At 68.1% G+C, this 18,297-nt stretch carries 14 protein-coding genes; 7 read left to right on the top strand and 7 right to left on the bottom strand.

Translation table 11 applies throughout. The features are described from left to right. The first annotated feature begins 49 nt into the window (after window positions 1–49). Both ACIA12_RS20335 and ACIA12_RS20330 read left to right on the top strand, forming a co-directional pair. Window positions 50–427, top strand: coding sequence for a hypothetical protein (locus ACIA12_RS20335; protein ID WP_396368574.1), 378 nt, complete (start codon window positions 50–52; stop codon window positions 425–427). Window positions 428–535: 108 nt separating this feature from the next. After that, entirely contained in the window at window positions 536–1,729 is a 1,194-nt protein-coding gene (locus ACIA12_RS20330; protein ID WP_396368573.1) for a mannosyltransferase family protein, read from the top strand. A gap of 170 nt (window positions 1,730–1,899) precedes the next feature. Here the strand turns inward: ACIA12_RS20330 and ACIA12_RS20325 are convergent, their stop codons facing one another. Next, window positions 1,900–5,865 (bottom strand): GH92 family glycosyl hydrolase, encoded by a 3,966-nt coding sequence (locus ACIA12_RS20325; protein ID WP_396368572.1) that lies wholly within the window; start codon window positions 5,863–5,865, stop codon window positions 1,900–1,902. A 253-nt stretch (window positions 5,866–6,118) separates the two neighbouring features. Between ACIA12_RS20325 and ACIA12_RS20320 the strand changes: the two genes are divergently transcribed. Continuing rightward, the gene (locus tag ACIA12_RS20320; protein WP_396368571.1) at window positions 6,119–7,042 is read left to right on the top strand and encodes an NAD-dependent epimerase/dehydratase family protein; all 924 of its coding nucleotides are present in this window, start codon (window positions 6,119–6,121) and stop codon (window positions 7,040–7,042) included. After that, complete coding sequence (locus ACIA12_RS20315) at window positions 7,039–9,255, top strand: glycosyltransferase family 2 protein (protein ID WP_396368570.1); 2,217 nt, start codon at window positions 7,039–7,041, stop codon at window positions 9,253–9,255. The genes ACIA12_RS20320 and ACIA12_RS20315 overlap by 4 nt, the downstream gene beginning before the upstream one ends. On the opposite strand, the gene ACIA12_RS20310 is transcribed toward ACIA12_RS20315, so the two are convergent. After that, entirely contained in the window at window positions 9,173–9,898 is a 726-nt protein-coding gene (locus ACIA12_RS20310; protein ID WP_396368569.1) for a class I SAM-dependent methyltransferase, read from the bottom strand. The genes ACIA12_RS20315 and ACIA12_RS20310 overlap by 83 nt on opposite strands. Window positions 9,899–10,046: 148 nt before the next feature. On the opposite strand from ACIA12_RS20310, the gene ACIA12_RS20305 reads away from it, so the two are divergent. After that, window positions 10,047–11,210 (top strand): NAD-dependent epimerase/dehydratase family protein, encoded by a 1,164-nt coding sequence (locus ACIA12_RS20305; RefSeq protein ID WP_396368568.1) that lies wholly within the window; start codon window positions 10,047–10,049, stop codon window positions 11,208–11,210. Window positions 11,211–11,213: 3 nt separating this feature from the next. Here ACIA12_RS20305 and ACIA12_RS20300 read toward each other — a convergent pair whose 3' ends face one another. Next, entirely contained in the window at window positions 11,214–12,119 is a 906-nt protein-coding gene (locus ACIA12_RS20300) for a LysR family transcriptional regulator (protein ID WP_396368567.1), read from the bottom strand. A 112-nt stretch (window positions 12,120–12,231) separates the two neighbouring features. Between ACIA12_RS20300 and ACIA12_RS20295 the strand changes: the two genes are divergently transcribed. Further along, the gene (locus tag ACIA12_RS20295) at window positions 12,232–13,470 is read left to right on the top strand and encodes an MFS transporter (protein WP_396368566.1); all 1,239 of its coding nucleotides are present in this window, start codon (window positions 12,232–12,234) and stop codon (window positions 13,468–13,470) included. Between the two features lie 30 nt (window positions 13,471–13,500). On the opposite strand, the gene ACIA12_RS20290 is transcribed toward ACIA12_RS20295, so the two are convergent. From ACIA12_RS20290 to ACIA12_RS20275, 4 genes are all read right to left on the bottom strand, one after another. Then, complete coding sequence (locus tag ACIA12_RS20290) at window positions 13,501–14,181, bottom strand: methyltransferase domain-containing protein (protein ID WP_396368565.1); 681 nt, start codon at window positions 14,179–14,181, stop codon at window positions 13,501–13,503. Window positions 14,182–14,227: 46 nt separating this feature from the next. Then, on the bottom strand, window positions 14,228–15,229 hold the full coding sequence (locus ACIA12_RS20285) for an alanine racemase (protein ID WP_396368564.1): 1,002 nt from the start codon (window positions 15,227–15,229) through the stop codon (window positions 14,228–14,230). 4 nt (window positions 15,230–15,233) lie between these two features. Beyond that, window positions 15,234–16,364 carry a lipid II:glycine glycyltransferase FemX gene (locus ACIA12_RS20280; RefSeq protein ID WP_396368563.1) on the bottom strand — a complete coding sequence of 377 codons (1,131 nt, stop codon included), beginning with the start codon at window positions 16,362–16,364 and terminating at the stop codon, window positions 15,234–15,236. Between the two features lie 292 nt (window positions 16,365–16,656). Beyond that, the gene (locus ACIA12_RS20275; RefSeq protein WP_396368562.1) at window positions 16,657–17,583 is read right to left on the bottom strand and encodes an SDR family NAD(P)-dependent oxidoreductase; all 927 of its coding nucleotides are present in this window, start codon (window positions 17,581–17,583) and stop codon (window positions 16,657–16,659) included. A gap of 135 nt (window positions 17,584–17,718) precedes the next feature. Between ACIA12_RS20275 and ACIA12_RS20270 the strand changes: the two genes are divergently transcribed. Next, window positions 17,719–18,288, top strand: a complete 570-nt coding sequence (locus tag ACIA12_RS20270; protein WP_396368561.1) for a TetR/AcrR family transcriptional regulator — start codon at window positions 17,719–17,721, stop codon at window positions 18,286–18,288. Window positions 18,289–18,297: the final 9 nt, after the last annotated feature.

Here is an 18,297-nt window from a genome sequence, read left to right as displayed (position 1 = left end):
TCTCGACCCCGAGGTGCCGTTCTTTCTTGTCCCGGAGTGAGGAACCTGAATGAGTGAGGCGAAGGGCCCCGGCCTCGCGCGGCGGTTGGTTGGGTTGACGGTCGCCTTGTGCGGGTGCGGGGTCGTCCTGGTCGGCGCGCTGATCTATGGGTTCTTTCTGATGCTGGCGTACTCGCCGATGCAGCCGGTGGACGAAGCCTGTGCGACGGCTCGGGGAGGGCCGGATCGGGACCACGGCGGAGTTCCGACGACAACGCCGCGGGCGTTTCCGGTCAGCTCGGTGTGCCGGTGGCCGGAGACCGGAGAGGAGGCTGAACTGATGGCTCGGGACGTCACGGTCGTGCCCTTGGTGATCATGGGGCTGGGCGTCGTCGTCGTGGCGGGGGGCGGGTTGGTGTTCTGGCGGAAGGGTGGGGCCGCGGGCTGAGGGTGGCTTGTTCGACTCGGAAATGGGGAATGGGGCACGATGGGGGAGTGAAGGCGCCTAGGCGGAAGGTTGCGCGGCGGGGGCGTTGTGCGCAGAAACGGGCGTCTGGTGGTTGTTGAGCGGGCCGCGTCCGAGGAGCAGCCGCGGCGGGCACGGCGGGCCAAGGACGGGACGGCGCTGGGGATCCGGTGGCGGCCAGATCTGGTCTTTCGGGAGACGCTCGGGTGGTGGCTGGTCAGCCGGATCGGGATCTTCGTGCTGTCGGTGTCGGCGCCGTTGCTGTTCAACCGCAACACCGACTACCCGAACGTGTGGCACGCCTGGAGGCAGTGGGACGTCGCGCACTTCGAGGCGATCGCGGAGTTCGGGTACAACCATGGCGAGCCGTCCGGGGCTCCGCTGGCCGCGTTCTTTCCTGGGCTGCCCTACCTGATGCGGGTGGTCGGCGCGACCGGCATCGGCCCGGTTGCGGGCGGCGTGGTGGTTTCGCTGGTGGCCAGCGCCGTCGCGGGGGTCTACCTTGCCCGGCTCGCGCAGTACGAGTTTCCGCAGTTGACCAACTTCGGGCCGAAGGCGGCGCTGATCTGGTTCGCTGCGCCGGTCGGAGTTTTTCTCGCCGTGCCGTACACGGAGGCGTTGTTCTGCGCCTTCGCCTTCCCCGGCTGGCTCGCGGCCCGGCAAGGCAGATGGGCGCGGGCGGCGCTGTTCGTCGCGCTCGCGTCGACGGTCCGGGTCTCAGGCATCTTCCTGATCTTCGCCCTGGGCGTCGAGTTCCTCACCTCGAAGAAGCGCGATTGGTACTCCGTGCCGTGGCTCGCGTTGCCGCTCGTGCCGGTGCTCGGCTTCATGGCGTACCTGAAGCAGATCCATGGGTCCTGGTTCGCCTGGCAGCAGGCGCAGGAGAAGGGCTGGCAGCGCGAGTTCACCAAGCCGTGGGTCTCGCTGCAGAACACTGTGGACGCGGCGACCAAGGGACGCTTCACGGGGGCTCAGAGCGACTGGACCTGGATGTTCCGCGCGGAGCTGGTGGCTCTGGCCGTCGGCCTGGTGCTGCTGGCCTGGTTGCTCTGGCGCCACTCCTGGGGCGAGGCCGCCTGGGTGGGGAGCACGATCGCAGCCTTCGTGACGTCGTTCTGGATCTTCTCGCTGACCCGCGCCACCTTGCTCTGGTGGCCGCTCTGGATCGGCCTGGCGGTCCTGGCCGAACGAAAACCCTGGCTGGGGCGCCTCTACCTGGCGGTGGCAGTCCCGCTGGCAGCCATCTGGGCGGCGGCTTACTTCAACGGCCGGTGGAGCGGCTGACGCCCGAATCTGTCCAGGATGTGGACAGATTCGGGTCAAGGCAACCTCAGCGGAGGTCTGCTCGTCAGTAAGAGTGTTGGGGTGGCAGGCCGGGCGGGGTCGCCACCCCTCCATAATTTCCCGGCGGAACCTCTCAGGGGCAGGTTCCGCCGGATTTTTTCTGTCTCCTGTCAGCCGAAGTTGCGGTCGATCGGTTGGGACGGGGTGACGCTCGGCTTGCTCTGGGCGACCCGCTTGTCGCTCGGGTGGGTGCCTGCCTCGATGCCCTTCAGGGTGCCGAGCAGTTCCAGTTCGGACAGCGTCACGCCGGTGGCCCCGGCCGCTGGAGTCATCACCAGCCGGTACTGCGTGTAGGCCTTCGGCGCGGCCACGCTGAACGACCGGGTGTACGCCGGGAAGGCCCACGACTCACCAGCCCGCTTGTCCACCTCGGTCCACGTGGTCCCGTCGTTCGACCCTTCCAGCGTCCAGGCCGACGGCGCGACCCCGGTGTTGCCGCTGGTCAGCGTGTACATCGTGACCGGCCGGCCCTGCTGCAGCTGAACCGAGACGGTCGGCGTCGCGCCGGTCAGCGTGACCTGCTTCTTCGAGTCGTTGTCGGTCAGCGCCGACACGTCCACCCCACCGGCAGAGACGACCGCGCCGGCGTCCTCGGTCGAGTCGCGCCACGTCTTCGGGTCCTCGCCCGGAGTCGTGATCGACGGCGGGGCGTCGTTGCGGCCGGAGCCCCAGGTCGACGGCTGATCCGTCATGTCGAACTCGATCTTGCCGCCGCTCGCGATCAGGTCGTGCGGCAGGTTGGTCGAGGTCCACGTCTTGCCGTTGACCTTGACGCCCTTCACGTACTTGTTCGTCGCACTGTTGTTCGGCGCGCTGATGGTCAGCTTCTTGCCACCGGACAGCCGGACCGTCGCCTTGGTGAACAGCGGCGCCCCGATCGCGTAGTTCGGCGAACCGACCTGCAGCGGGTAGAAGCCGAGCATGCTGAACAGGTACCAGGACGACATCTCGCCGTTGTCCTCGTCGCCCGGGTAGCCCTGGCCGATCTCCGACCCGAGGTAGAGCCGGTCGAGCACCTCGCGCACCTTCTCCTGCGTCTTCGACGGCTGCCCGACGAAGTCGTACATGTAGGCGATGTGGTGCGACGGCTGGTTCGAATGCCCGTACTGGCCCATCCGGACGTCCCGCGCCTCGAGCATCTCGTGGATCGTGCCGCCGTAGCCGCCGGTGTGCAGCGCGTCCTCCGGCGTGCTCCAGAACTCGTCGAGCTTCTTGGCCAGACCGTCGCGACCGCCGTACACGGCGGCCAGGCCAGCGCCGTCCTGCGGAGTCGAGAAGGCCATGTTCCAGGCGTTCGTCTCGGTGTAGTCGTGACCCCAGTCCATCGGGTCGAAGGTGGACGGCGAGTTGCCCCAGGTACCGTCGCCGTTGCGGCCCTGGAAGAAGTTCAGCGCCGGGTCGAACAGCGTGACGTAGTTGCGCGCGCGGTTCAGGTAGTAGTCGTAGTTGTCCTTGTACTCCTGCTTGCGCGGGTCGTTGCTCTTGGCCGCGTCGTACAGCGCCTTCGACATGTTCGCGATGCCGAAGTCGTTGATGTAGCCGTCCATCGACCAGCTGAAGCCCTCACCGGTGGTGTTGGCCGTGTAGCCGTTGAACACCGAGTGGTCGAGGCCCTTGCGGCCGACGTTGTCTGTCGGCGGCCGGGCCGCCGCGTTCTTCAGCGCCGCGTCATAGGCAGCCTGTACGTCGATGCCCTTGATCCCCTTGAGGTAGGCGTCGGCGAAGGCCACGTCCGAGCTGGTACCGACCATCAGGTTGGCGTACCCCGGCGAGGACCAGCGCGAGATCCAGCCGCCGTCCTTGTACTGCTGGACGAACCCGTTGACCAGATCGGCCGCGTCGTCCTGCGAGAACAGGCTGTACGCCGGCCAGACCGTCCGGTACGTGTCCCAGAACCCGTTGTTGACGTAGGTCTGGCCGGTGACGATCTTCGAGCCGGTCGTGGTCGGTGTGTCCGCCCCGACTTTCGGCGAGGTCGGCGACGCGTACTTGATCACCGGCTCCGACGCGGTACCGGTGTTCTCCGAGCCGTTGTTCGGGTAGAGGAACAGCCGGTACAGGTTGGAGTACATCGTGTGCAGTTGGTCGGTGGTCGCACCGTCGACCTCGATCGTGGACAGCTTGGCGTCCCAGGCGTTCTGGGCCGCGTTGCGGACCTTCTCGAACCGGCTGCCCTCGGCCAGCTCCAGCTCAAGGTTCTTCTTCGCCTGCGCGGTGCCGATCAGCGAGGTCGCGATCCGGAGCTGGACCTGCTTCACCGAAGGGGCGAAGGAGAAGTAGCCGCCGACGTTCGCGCCGCCGCCGTTGGAGAGCTTGCCGCTGGCAACGACCTTCTGGTCGACGACGCCGTACACGAACAGCCGGCCGGCGCCGGTGGACAGTCCGCTCTTCACGTCGCTGTAGCCAGTGACCACGCCGGTCGCGGCATCCAGTGTCAGGCCGCCCAGGTTGCTGGTGTTGTCGAACACCAGCGACGCCTTGCCGGCCGGGAACGAGAACCGCATCATCGCGGCGTGGTCGGTCGGGGTCAGCTCGGCCGCGTTGCCGTTGTCGAAGGTGACGCCGTAGTAGTACGGCCGGGCGATCTCGTTGTCGTGGCTGAACGACCAGGCCCGGGCGTCCCGGTTCGCGGTCGGTGTGTCGGCGGTGGACGGCATCACCTGGAAGGTCTGCCGGTCACCCATCCACGGGCTCGGCTCGTGGCTGATCGAGAACGCCTGGATCTCCGGCTTGTTCTGGTCGTTGTTGCCCTTGGCGTAGTCGTACAGCCAGGAGATCGAGCCGGCGTTGGTGACCGGTGTCCAGAAGTTGAAGCCGTGCGGGACGGCGGTCGCGGGGAAGTTGTTGCCCCGGGAGAAGCCGCCGGTCGAGTTGGTGCCGCGGGTGGTGATCGCGAGGTCCGACGGGTGGTGCCGGGCGGTCAGCTGGGAGGCGGCGTCCGAGGTGGTCGCCTTGCTGATCCGGATGTCGTCGATCCAGCCGCGGAAGTCGGCCGGGCCGGACGGCTTGTCGTAGCCGACCAGGATCCGGGTCACCGTCTTGCCGGCCGCGACCTTGCCCAGGTCGGCCTCGATGTTGTTCCACTGGTTCGTGGACAGGCCCTTGGCGTCGCCCTGGCCGCGCGGGCTGAGCTCGAAGCCGTGGTGGTCCTTGGCCTTCAGGTCGCTCAGGTAGGTGCCGTCGGAGAACGCCAGATCCACGGCGGCGAAGGTGCTCGGGTAGCTCAGATCACCCTCGACGTGCTCGGGGAAGATCTTGTACCCGAGCTGGGTGTCCGGGCCGACGGTCAGGTCGACATCGGCGATCTTGTTCCAGGTGTAGCCCCGGCCCTCGGCGGTCTGGTGACCGGCGTACCGGAAGGACTTGACGCCGGTGAAGCCGGTCCGGGCGCGGGCGTTGTACGCGCTGGTCGGGCCGGAGTCCAGGCGCGACTCGGCCGTCTCACCAGGAGGCGGCAGCGGGGCGCCGTTGGACAGGTACCAGTCGGCGAGCTGGACGATGTTCTCGCCGTGATTCAGCGTGATGTCGAGCTTGAAGAACTTGTACGCCGTCTCGTTGCTGAAGCTGTACTCCTTGGTCTGGAACCGGTTGGCGAAGCTCTCGCCGGTCCGGGTGTCCAAGGTGGTCCAGCTCGTACCGTCGTTCGAGCCGGAGACGGTCCAGTTCTGCGGGTCGCGGCCGTCGGCGTCGTTGGCCGAGGTGAGCGCGTACTTGCGGATCACGACCGGGGCGGACGTCTCGTAGGTCAGCCAGCCGGTCGGCTCGAAGACCAGCCACTTGGTGAACTTGTCACCGTCGGCGGCGTTGGTCGCGATCTCACCGCCACCGGTGTTCTCGCCGTTCGCCGTCACCTTGGTGACCTTGTCCATCTCGCTGCCGCCGATCCCGGTCGGCGTCGGGCCTTCGACCCCGCCGGTCCGTGGCTGCCCGTCGGGGCCGGTCTCGACCGCGTCGGTGTACCCGGGCTGCGGCTGGCCCGGCTCGAAGGAGGTGAAGAAGCTGGAACCGGAGACGACCGGCTGTGCTTCGGCGGCCGAATTCTCGGTAGAGCCGGCACTCGCTGACGTGGAGGACATGGCAGACATTGTCACAACAAGTCCGAGAGCCGTGACGAGTCCCAGGGGACGGCGGAGATCCATCGACGCTCCTTGCACGACAAGTCCGGCGTACGGCGGTCGCCGTGTGCCGGAGATTTACGCGGCCCCGATGACAAGGTTGTCAGCCCGCGTCCGGGGTGATCTTCCCCATCATCGTCACCCCGGGTCAAGAGTTCATCGCTGACCGCTTCCGGCGTACGGCGAGTTGGACCACCACCGGTAGGTTGCTGGTATGGACGGATTCGACGACAGGGTGCTCGTGACGGGTGCCTCGGGCTTCATCGGGCGGGCTGTAGTGGCTGCCCTGCGGGAGCGGGACCTGCCGGTGACCGCGGTCGACCGGGAGCCGCCGGACGCGTCCTGGGCCTCCGATGAGGGCGTCACTGCGATCACTGGTGATCTGGCCGAGCAGGAGGTCTGCATCGCGGCCTTCGAGACGCGGCCGCGGGCTGTGGTCCACCTGGCGGCGCTGACCTCGGTACTGCGCTCCGTCGACGCCCCGATGCGTACCTTCGCCGAGAACGTCACCATCACCCAGGTGCTGCTCGAACTGTCCCGGGGCAGCGGCGTCGACAGCTTCGTGATGGCCTCCACCAACGCAGTGGTCGGTGATGTCGGCACCGAGACGATCACCGCCGACCAGCCGCTGCGCCCGCTCACGCCGTACGGCGCGACGAAGGCAGCGGCCGAGATGCTGCTCTCGGCATACTCCGGAAGCTACGGCCTGGCGACGGCCGCCCTGCGCTTCACCAACGTCTACGGCCCGGGCATGTCGCACAAGGACAGCTTCGTGCCGCGCATGATGCGAGCCGCCCTCGCCGGTACCGGGGTGAAGGTCTACGGCGACGGCAAGCAGCGCAGGGACCTCGTGTACGTCGACGACGTGGTCGCCGCCGTGCTCCTGGCCCTCGACACCCGGTTCGACGGCCGCGCCATCATCGGCTCGGGCAACTCGGTCTCGGTGCTCGACCTGGTCGAGACAGTGCGCGCGGTGACGGGTGCCGCAGTACCGGCTGAGCATGTGGAGGCACCTGCCGGCGAGATGCCGGCGGTGGTGGTCGACGTGTCCGCCAGTGCGGAGACGCTCGGCTACCGGCCCACGGTGTCACTGCAGGACGGCTTGGCACGGGCTTGGCAGTACTTCCAAGCCCAGTGAGAAGGGCGCTCCGGACGCACTGGTTGCTCGCCATCTTCCTGGTGGCGGGTCTGGTGCTGCGGGTGCTGGCGACCATCGCCTATCGACCGGCGATCATCTACACGGACTCGGTGCAGTACCTGACCAACATGAAGGAGCTGCGTCCCGACCAGCTCAACCCGATCGGCTACGACTTCGTCCTGAAGCCACTGGTCGACCTCGGCGGCCTCACCGGCGTGGTGATCGTGCAGCACCTGGCCGGGCTGGGCATAGGCGTCGCTATCTACGCCCTGGCGCGGCGGCTCACGGTCTACCGCTGGCTGGCAGCAGTGGCCGCCGCACCGATCCTGCTCGACGCCTACCAGGTGCAGATCGAGCAGAACATCATGTCCGAGACCACCTTCGACGTACTGCTCGTAGCGATCCTCTGGACCCTGCTGGGCTGGGGCAAGCCCGGCTGGAAGCGGGCACTGCTCGCAGGCCTCCTCCTGGGCGCCACCTTCGCAGTACGCACGATCGGCCTGACCCTGATCGTCGCTGCGGTCCTGTACCTCGTCGTAGTCGGCTCCGACTGGCGTCACCATCGCAGCCGGCTCCTCCTGCGAACCGCTGCCGCCCTGGCTGGCTTTGCCGTCGTCTTCGGCACCTACGTCGGGTACATGCACAGCGAGACGGGCAAGTGGGCCATCTCAGGCTCCGACGTCACAATCCTGTACGGCCGGACCGCCCAGGTTGCCGACTGCGCCAAGCTGCCGCTCGACGCGGGTACCAAGCTGTTCTGCCCGGAAGAGCCGCTCGGCCAGCGGCTGGGTGTGGATAAGTACGCGCACAACCGCTACGGCGACCCGAACTGGCCTCCTGGACCGCTCCCACCCGGCACGACCAAGCAGGAGCTGGCCAAGGAGTTCAGCTCGCTGGTGATCAAGCATCAGCCGTTCGACGTCGCGTGGGCCGCGACCAAGGACTTCCTCAAGGGCTTCGCGCCGACGAAGACCACCTCGCCGGACGATGTACCGCTCGAGCGATGGCAGTTCCAGCTGACCTACCCGAACCTCGAGGATCCGCACACGGCCGAGGCGGCCGAGACCTGGGGCGGCCAGGCACCACACGTCAACCACGGCCCGGCCGCCGTACTGCGCGCCTACCAGCTCAACGGCGGCTATACGTCGGGCCTGGTGCTCGGACTCGCAGTACTGATCGCACTTGCTGCCGTGGCCGGGGTTAGTCGGGCTAGGCAGTCAGGGCTCCGTACTGCGGCTCTCCTGCCTGCAGCGGCTGGGGTGATCCTCTTGCTGGGGTCCGCCGCCTTCGAGTTCTCCTGGCGGTATCAGCTGCCAGGCCTGGTGTTCTTCCCGCTTGCAGGAGCCTTGGGCCTACGGGCGATCCTCGGCAAGGACCAGGCGCGGCCGCCGCTGGCGAGTTATCCAGACCGGACCGATTCCGAAGCGTTGGACGACTTCCGGGCCAGGCATGGTGAGCCGGCCTTTGCTCCGCTGGTCGTGGTGATTGCCGCGTACAACGAAGCGGGTGGCATCGGCCCGGTGCTGGCGAACATGCCCAAGACCTGCGCCGGCCTGCCGGTCGACGTGCTGGTTGTCGTCGACGGGGCGGAGGACAACACGGCCGAGATCGCCGTTGCGCAAGATGCTTACGTCTGCGTTGCTCCGCGCAACCGTGGGCAGGGCGCTGCACTCCGGCTCGGCTATCAGCTTGCCGGGCAGGGCGGAGCGGAGTACGTCGCCACTACGGATGCGGACGGACAGTACGACAACGACGAGCTCGACGTGTTGCTGCAGCCGATCCTGGAGGGTAGGGCGGACTTCGTCACCGGGTCTCGACGCCTGGGCGAGGAGGACGCGGACAGCAGGCTGCGATGGCTCGGGGTTCGCGTCTTCGCTGCCCTGGCGTCGATCCTGACCCGTCGGCGGCTGACCGACACGTCGTTCGGGTTTCGCGCGATGCGGACAGCCCTTGCCTGCAAGGTGACGCTGCGGGAGCCGCAGTACCAGTCGTCGGAGCTGTTGCTCGGAGTACTGGCCAGCGGTGCCCGTGTGGTCGAGTTGCCGATGACCATGCGGCGCAGGGGAGACGGTACGAGCAAGAAGGGACCGGGGCTCGTCTACGGCGCCAACTACGCGCGCGTGATGACCACTACTTGGCTGCGGGAGTACGTGCTACGCACAGCACGGTTTGGCCGAAAGGTACGCGCACCCGGCGCTCAACGGCCCGCGTGATCGGTACGACGACACGGTCGTAGATCGCTACCAGCTTCGGGTTGGGCGCGGTACTCCCGCCACGGCGGACCGCTGCCCACCAGGCGATTCCGCCCAGCAGGTTGACCGGCTTGGCGACCTCCACGGTCAGCCCTGCTCGCAGTACCGCGTCACTGACCGTGGCAGGTGTGTAGCGGCGGAAGTGGCCGACGCGACGGTCGAACTCGCCGTACAGCTGCTGGTACCCGGGCACCCACAACACGATCGTCCCGCCCGGTACGACGAGTTTCGCCAGCTCGGCCAAGGCGGCCGCGTCGTCCTCAATGTGCTCGAGCACGTTGATGGCGATCACGGATTCGACCGGCTCGGCAAGGTCAAGTGAGTTGCCCAGGGCAAGCTGTTTCGCCTCGACCTCCGGGCGGTCGCTGAAACGCTTGTCCAGCAGGGCAACCGCGCCCGGGTCGGCGTCGGTGACGACCAACCGGTCCAGACCGGTCAGCTCCGCGGCGAACTCGCCGAGTCCGGCGCCGACCTCGAGCACGGAGCGTCCGCAGTACGGGGCGATCAGTTCCCTCTGGTAGCGGCGATAGCGCGGCTGGTCGGCGCCGCCCTGCTCGAGGGCGCGCCCGGTGGCGTTGCTGAAGGCTCCGGCATGTTCTTGCATCCAGCCCATTCTGCATCGTTCACCCCAGCGGTCACCGGTGCGAGCCGATTCACAGCAGATTGCCAGGTTTCAGCCAGGTGATTCCTGCACAGGCTGGGTACACAAGGCAGGACAAAGGCAACATTTCCGGCTGGAAGGCGGTTGGTCCGTGCGCGTTCTCGTCCTGGGTGGTGACGGTTACCTGGGGTGGCCGACAGCACTGCATCTGTCCGACAGCGGACATCAGACAGCGGTGCTCGACAACTTCGCCCGGCGAGGTTACGACCGCGAACTCGGTGTCGACAGCCTGGTCCCGATCGAGGACCTCGACACCCGGGTGGCCGCCTGGCAAGAGGTGTCGGGCCAACAGATCAAGTCGTACTCCGGTGATCTGTGCGATGCCGACTTCGTCTACCGAGTACTTCGTGAGTACCGGCCCGAGGCGATCGTGCACTTCGCCGAGCAGCGGGCCGCGCCGTACTCGATGATGGATCGGCAGCACGCCGTGTACACGCAGCAGAACAACGTGATCGGCACCCTCAACCTGATGTACGCGGTGGCCGAGATCGACCCGGACATCCACCTGGTCAAGCTCGGCACGATGGGTGAGTACGGCACGCCCAACATCGACATCGAGGAGGGCTGGCTCGAGGTCGAGCACAACGGCCGCAAGGACCGGATGCTGTACCCGAAGAAACCGGGCTCGTTCTATCACCTGAGCAAGGTGCACGACTCGCACAACCTGGAGTTCGGCTGCCGGGTCTGGGGACTGCGGGTCACCGATCTCAACCAGGGTGTGGTTTACGGCCAGCAGACCCCGCAGACGATGCTGGACCCGCGGCTGGCGACGCGGTTCGACTACGACGCCGTGTTCGGCACGGTACTGAACCGCTTCGTCATCCAGGCAGTGCTCGGCGAGCCGCTGACCGTCTACGGCACCGGTGGCCAGACCCGTGGCCTGCTGGACATCCGGGACACCATCGAGTGCATCCGGCTCGCGGTCGAGAACCCGGCGGAGGTCGGTGAGTTCCGGGTCTTCAACCAGATGACGGAGAGCTTCTCGGTCGGCGAGATCGCCGAGCTGGTCGCCGACACCTTCCCCGGACCGGTCCAGGTCGACCACCTGGAGAACCCGCGGGTCGAGCAGCCAGAGCACTACTACAACGTCAAGCACACCGGCCTGGTCGGCCTCGGCCTGCAGCCGCACCTGCTGTCGGACACGCTGATCGAGTCGATGTTCCCGATCGTTGCCGAACACAAGGACCGGGTGAACCTGGAAGCCCTGCTGCCGACCGTGCAATGGCGCGGCGGCCTGAAGAAGACCGCCGGCTGAGCTTCAGGCCGTTGGGTGTGACGACGCCCAGGCGGTCGCGTACTGCGCGAAGCGGCGGGCCGCCGGAGTCGCGGCGTGCCCCTGGGGCAGGACCAGATCGACCCGGCGGATCAGGCCGGCCCCGGCCAACGGGACGACCCTGACCGCCGGGCCCATCCCGGCTGCCAGGTCGAATCCGGTCGACGCCAGGCTCACGCCGACGCCCGCCGCCACCAGGTCGAGCAGCATCTGCCACTCGCCGACCTCGCAGACGATCCGCCGCTCGATCCGGGCGGTCCGGAAGGCGGTGTCGATGATGGCCCGGATCGTCCACTGCGCCGGGGTGTCGATGAAGCGCTCCCCGGCCAACTGCTCCAGTGTCACCGACTCCGCACCGGCCAGGGGGTGGGTTGGGGAGACGACCAGACCGATCGGCTCGGCGATCAGCGGGATCACCTGCAGACCCGGCACCCGGTCGGTGAGGAGCGAGACCAGCGCGCAGTCGAGCCGCCCGTCGGCGACCAGATCGACCATCTGCATCGCCGGCAACTGCTGAACCGAGATGTCCACACCCGGATGGGCCAGCGCGAACTCGGCCACCCAGGCCGTGAACGGCAGGGTGTGACCCGTCGTCTGCAGGGTGCCGATGCGAAGTGTCCCGGACAGTACGCCGGCGGCATCCTGTACCGCCTGCCGGGCCGCGCCCGCCGCGTCGAGCGCGTGCCGGGCGGCCGGGATGAGGGCGGTCCCCTCGGCCGTCAGCCGGACCGGCCGGGTGCCACGCACGAACAGGAGCGCGCCGACATCCTTCTCGAGGGCCCGGATCGAGGTGGAGAGCCCCGACTGGACGATCTGCTCCCGCTCGGCGGCGCGGGTGAAGCTCCGCTCCTCCGCGAGCGCCACGAAATGCCTCAGATGCCGTAGCTCCATCGCACCAGTATCTCTGGTGGAGATGGAAAGCATCTCCAACGCATTCTGGAAAGCTGGTCCTCGTCGCGTCACCCTGGTTGAAGACACAACGAAGTCTTCGCGAGAGGGATTCATGACCACCGCAGTAGCAACACCGGCCAGGACCAGCAGCCGCCATCTGAGCGGGTTCTGGGTCGTCGCGGTCGCCTTTCTGAGCCTGATGGCGTTCGGCACCGCGCCGACCCCGCTCTGGCCGATCTACCAGCAGCGCGACCACTTCGGCGCGACCACCGTGACGATCGCCTTCGCGGTGATGGTCGTCGGCGCGGCGAGCAGCCTCCGCTGGCTCGGCCACCTGTCCGACCGGCTGGGTCGTCGCCGCATCATCGTGCCCGCGCTGCTGACCGGGATCCTGTCCGCCGTCGTACTGGCCGGCTGGCCGTCACTCGCCGGCTTGATCATCGGCCGACTGCTGACCGGCGTGGCGATCGGCCTGATGGCCTCGACCGCCACCGCCTACCTCACCGACCTGTACTCCGAAGCGCGCCCGGACCGTACCGGCTCCCGCCTCCCCGGCCTGGTGGCGACCGCCGCGAACCTCGGTGGCCTCGCGCTCGGGCCGCTGGTGGCCGGGGTGTTCGCGGAGTGGGTCGGCGCGCCGCTGCACACGGTCTACATCGTGTTCGCCGTGCTGATGACGATCCTGCTCGGCTTCGTGCTGGCCAGTCCCGAGACCGTCGACACCGAGCTGGCGGACCAGGATCGGCCGGTGCGTTTCGCGGTCCGGCCGGGTCAGCTCGCGGGCTTCGGAGCCGCTGCCGTGATCGGCGCCTTCTCCTTCGCCGTACTGGGCCTGTTCTCGTCGCTGGGCGCGATCATCGTCCGTGGCGAGCTCGGGATCACGTCCCACTTCATCGCCGGGCTGGTGCCGTTCCTCGCGTTCGCTGCCTCGGCGGTCGGTCAGTTGGCGCTCGGCAAGGTCGCGTTGCCCAGGCTGATCACGATCGGTGTGGTGCTGTTCCCGATCGGGCTGGCGCTCACCGCGGTGTCGCTGTACCACGCGTCGCTCGGGCTGGCTCTGCTCGCGGCCGCCTTCGCCGGCGCGGGTGTGGGCCTGCTCTTCAAGGGCGGAGTCACCCAAGCCGCCATCGCCGCCGAACCCGCGTCCCGGGCCGGCGTACTGGCCACGTTCTTCGTGCTCTCGTACTTCGGCATGGGCCTGCCGTCGATCGCCTTCAGCCTGTTCATCCGGCACTTCGACCTCAAGCTGACGATGATCGGCTTCGCCGTCGTGCTGTCCGTGGGCGCGCTCGCCGCTGTCCTGGTCGCGCGTCGTCCGGCCACGACCGTCCAGCCGGTGCCTGTCAGCTGACGACCGCACGGCCGCCTAGCGGGCGCTGGCTCAGCGGGTGCCGGTGACGACGAGGATCGGGGCGATGCCGAGGAAGCGGTCGCGCCGGCCCCGGTCCGCCTGCTCGGCGAGCCAGCCGTCGGCGTCCTCCCGGGTGATCAGCGCCTTCTCGACCGCGGCCGACGCAGCATCCGCAAGGTTGTCGGCCAGCTTCTGGTAGTCGGTGGTCACCCGGGTATGGACGGCGACCTCGACCTCATGGAAGCCGGTGTCGAGGAGGAGATCGCGGTAGCTCCGGGCCGCCCGCGGCGCCACCGACCGGGACTCCAGCCCGAGCCCGATCACGTCGGTCAGATCCTGGTCGTCGCTGTCCAGCAGGAGGAAGCCGTAGTCCTGGCCGACCAGCGCGATCCGCCCGCCGGCGCGTAGTACTCGCCGGGCCTCGGTCAAGGTCGGCAGCGGATCGGGCAGCAGGTGGAAGAGGTTGGCGGCGCGGTAGCCGTCGACCGACTCGTCCTCGAGCGGCAGGTGATCGGAATGTGCCACGTGAAACACCGCGCCGGGCGTCCGCGCACGCGCGACCGCGATCACCGAGGGATCCGGGTCGATTCCGATCGCCTTGATGTGCGCGCGCGTCAGCGCGGCGACGGCGTTCCCGTCGCCACAACCCACATCCACACAGGTGTCACCGGCACTGAGCCGGAGGCCGTCCAGAAAGTCGTGTTCACCCATACTGCCAAGGCTCGGACTTCAGGTGCACCTGAAGTCAAGCCCCGGCTCAGTCCATCGAGATCTTGTCGAAGACGGTGGTGGTGAAGCGGACGTCGACGCCGACCTCGTCGCCGACGGCCGGCGGGGCCACCGAGGACGGCAGGAACAGCATGCTGGCCTGCATGTGCGGCGGCTCGGCGAACCAGCGTTGCTTGCCCTCGATCGTGAACGGCGACAACGCCATCCCGGCGGCGTCCAGGCTGCCCTTGGCCATCGCGATCGCGCGCTGCCGGACGGTCGCCGCCGCGGTCGGGGCCTCCAGGCCGACGCCGTGCGCGGTACCACCCGAGACGACCAGGATGTGTCCGTCGCCGGCCACCCGCCGCTGCCGGTAGCCGACGCGTTCGCCGCGGCGTACCGAATGCACGTCGAGCACGGTCGCCCGTACCGTCAGAGCACCGCGGTCACCGAGCCAGAGGCCGGTACCCATCCGGAGCTTCACGTTGTCGCCGATGTCGGCGAGCTTCTGCGCCGGTACGTGCGACACCCAGACCGGTCCGTTGCGGACCGCGCGGGCGGCGCGACTGAGCTCCTGAGCCTCCCTGATGTTCGCGGACGTACCGCCCGCGCCCATCGGGAAGTGCAGCGACCAGCCCTCGAACTTGATCCGGTCCAGCGCGTTCAGCAGCATCGTGTGGCGCAGCTCGCGGGCGCCGATGCCGTGCCGCCGCATCGACGTCTGGACCTCGATCAGTACCCGGCTGCCGGCCGGGATCGAGACCAGGTCGGCCAGCCGGCTGACCGTGTGGATGACGTTCTTGCCCTGCGGGATCTCCAGGAACGGCCGCCACGGCGTGAGCACCACGACGTCGTCCTTGAAGTCCGGCGGGACCTCGGTGTACGTCCCGACCGCGACCGTGCGGGCGCCGAGCGCGCGCGACTCGGCCAGCAGCCGGGTGTTGCCGACGCCGTACCCGTTGCCCTTGGCGACCGGGACGATGTCGGGGTTCCACGTGGAACGTAAATGGTCGCGCCATCGATCGGAATCGATGTGCAGGATCAGGGGCATGTTGTCATCGCCGTCTCATGTAGAGGTCGAATGCGGTGTAGAGCGCCTTGTTCAACGGCAGATCCCACTCACCGACGTACTCGACGGCTTCGCCGCCGGTGCCGACCTTGAACTGGATCAACCCGACGTGCGGGTCGTTCTGGTCCAAGGTGTCGGTGATGCCCCGTAGGTCGTACACGGAAGCGCCCGCAGCGAGCGCATCCGACATCATCCGCCACTGGATCGCGTTCGATCCACGGACGTCCCGCTTCGCGGTCGAGCTGGCACCGTAGGAGTACCAGGAGTGACCGCCCACCCGGACCCAGATGGTCGAAGCGACCAGATCGCCTTCGTGGTAGGCGTTGTAGAGCCGGAAGTCACAGCAGTCGGCCGGCTGGGTCGACATCGCCTCGTACATCTTCACGAAGTACGGCAGCGGCCGCGGGGTGAAATGGTCCCGCTCGGCCGTCTCGACGTACAGCGCGTGGAAGGCCTTCAGGTCCTCGATCGTGCCCAGCGACACCTCGACGCCGAGCTTGGCCGACTTCTTGATGTTGCGTCGCCACTGCTGGTTCATCCCGGTCAGCAGGTCTTCCTCGGTCTTGCCGGCCAGCGGCACCTGGAAGACGAACTGCGGCTGACCGGCGGCGAAACCCTCGCCGGTCTTCGGGGCCTTCCAGCCCAGCGCGCGGAGCTGGGCGGACACGGTCGCGCCGGACGGTTCGATCACGTCCGGGCGGACGTCGCCGAGCTTGGGCTGCTGCCCACCGGCGATCGCGTCCTTGATCGTCTTGGCCGACCAGCGCCGGGTCGGCACCGGCGGGCCCATCCGCACACCGAACGCGCCCATCTCCTGCGCGTGCGCGGCGAGCGGACGCAGGTACCGGCCGAGGTCGATCGCGTCCCAGTCGATCACCGGGCCCTCGGGCAGGTAGGCGAGGTAGCGCTTGACCTTCGGCATCTGCCGGTAGAGCACCAGCGCGACGCCCAGCAGATCGTTCGGAGCCGCCGGATCGAACCAGCCCAGTGACTCGGCCTTCCACTCGCTCTTCACCGCCGCCCAGCCCGGGGTCTGCAGGAAGCTGGCCGAGGGCCGCGCCGCGAGATAGGCGGCGTGCTGCTCGGCGGAGATGGTCCGGATGCTCAAGTCACTCACGGTCGGTCAGGTTACCGGCCCGAGGCGCAAGACCGTAGCCGAGCCGGGAACCTGACCGCATACCGCTTAGCCGATCTTGACCAGCCGGGACCCATGAGCGGGCACGCCGGAGGCTGTCCAGCTGTTGATGACCTTCTTCCAGACCTTGTACTGCCCGCGGTGATCCGGGTCGGCAACACGCAACTCGTACCGGCGATCGGCGCGCTCTTGTTGTACGCCTCCTGCTCCAGCCCGGCGGCCATATAGATGCCGGCCTTCAGACCCTTGCCGTGGATGTAGCTCGCGATCCCGCCTACTCCGCGAGCAGGTCCAGCGAGAGTTCCCAGAGCCGGGTCGCCGCTGCAGGGTCGAGCGCGTGCTCGGCTACCCCGGACATGCCCGGTACTACCGTCCGCTCGGCTTCGTTGACGTCCTCGAAGTACCGGCCGCTGACTCCGTCGATCAACGGCGAGCCCGCCAGGAGTACCGAGGTCGCGGCGCCCTGCTCGGTGGATTTCCACGGGAAGCTGGCGAAGGTCGCTTTGAGGGCCGGGTCCTCCTCGTCGATGTGACGCTGCAGGGCGGACCGGATTCCACCCGGCATCAGCGCGTTGGTGAGGATGCCGTCGGGTGCCCAGCGCTTGGCTGCCTCGACCGCGAAGAGCACGTTCGCCGACTTGGACTGGCTGTACGCGACCCAGGGGTCGTATGGACGGCGCTCGAAGTGGATGTCGTCGAAGTCGACGCCGGCCCGCTGGTGAGCCGAGGAGCTGACCGAGACGATCCGGGCGTCCCCGGCTGCCGCCAGCGCCGGGTGCAGCCCGACAGCCAGTCCGAAGTGGCCGAGGTGGTTGGTCGCGAACTGGTGCTCCCAGCCTTCCGGCGTACGGTTCAGCGGCTCGGCCATCACTCCGGCGTTGTTGACGAGGATGTGCAGCGGGCCTTGCCAGTTGGTGGCGAAGGCTCGCACCGAGGCTCGATCGGCCAGCTCCAGCGGAGCGACGTACAGGCTCTTGTTGCCGGTCGTCGTGGTGATGTCGGCGGCGACCTTCTCGCCGGCCTCGAGGTTGCGGACGGCCAGCGTGACCTCGGCGCCGGCGGCCGCGAGCGCCCGGGCGGTTTCGACGCCGATGCCGGACGCGCCACCAGTGACGACGGCCCGGCGGCCGGTCAGATCGACGCCGGCGAGGACCTCCGCGGCGGTCGACTCGCGAGTGAAGGGAGTGGTGATTCTGCTCATCCGACTCTTCCTGTCCTGAGCTATGGTTTAACCGGAGGACCCTCCGGAAGGTCTCCAGTTAACCGGAGGAACCTCCGCTTCACAAGGTGGCGGTCGGTTCGGCTAGGTTCTGGGGCGGAGAGAGGGGGGATCGGGATGAGTGCCACGAACGAGCGGCCGCTGCGGGCGGACGCCCAGCGCAACCGCGATCTGCTGCTCGACGCCGCGGGAAAGGCCTTCACGGAGTGCGGCATGGACGCGACGCTCGAAGGCATCGCGAAGAACGCCGGGGTCGGCATCGGCACCCTCTACCGGCACTTCCCGACGCGCGAGGCGCTGGTCGAGGCGGTGTATCGCAGCGAGCTGGGCGCGGTCTGCGCGGCCGCGCCGGAGCTGCTTGCCACGATGACGCCGGTCGAGGCGACCAGGGCCTGGATGGATCGCTTCGTCGACTTCATGACCCGCAAGATCGGGATGGCTGATGCGCTGCGGGCGCTGATCGCTTCCGGGGCGGATCCGTACGCGCACAGTTTCGAGCTGCTGACCGGGGCGATCCAGCCGCTGCTGGAGGCGGCCGCAGCGGCCGGCGAAATCCGGCCGGACTTCGACTCCGGGGACGTGCTGATGAGCCTGAGCGGGGTTGCGCTCGCAGCGAGCTCCAACCGTGAGCAGGCCGGTCGCTTGCTCGACCTGCTGATGGATGGCCTGCGCTACCGCTCGTCCTAGGGTGAGGCC

It is taken from the genome of Kribbella sp. NPDC051620, from assembly GCF_044453825.1.
Taxonomy (GTDB): domain Bacteria; phylum Actinomycetota; class Actinomycetes; order Propionibacteriales; family Kribbellaceae; genus Kribbella.
This window is presented reverse-complemented; position numbering and strand designations above follow the sequence as displayed.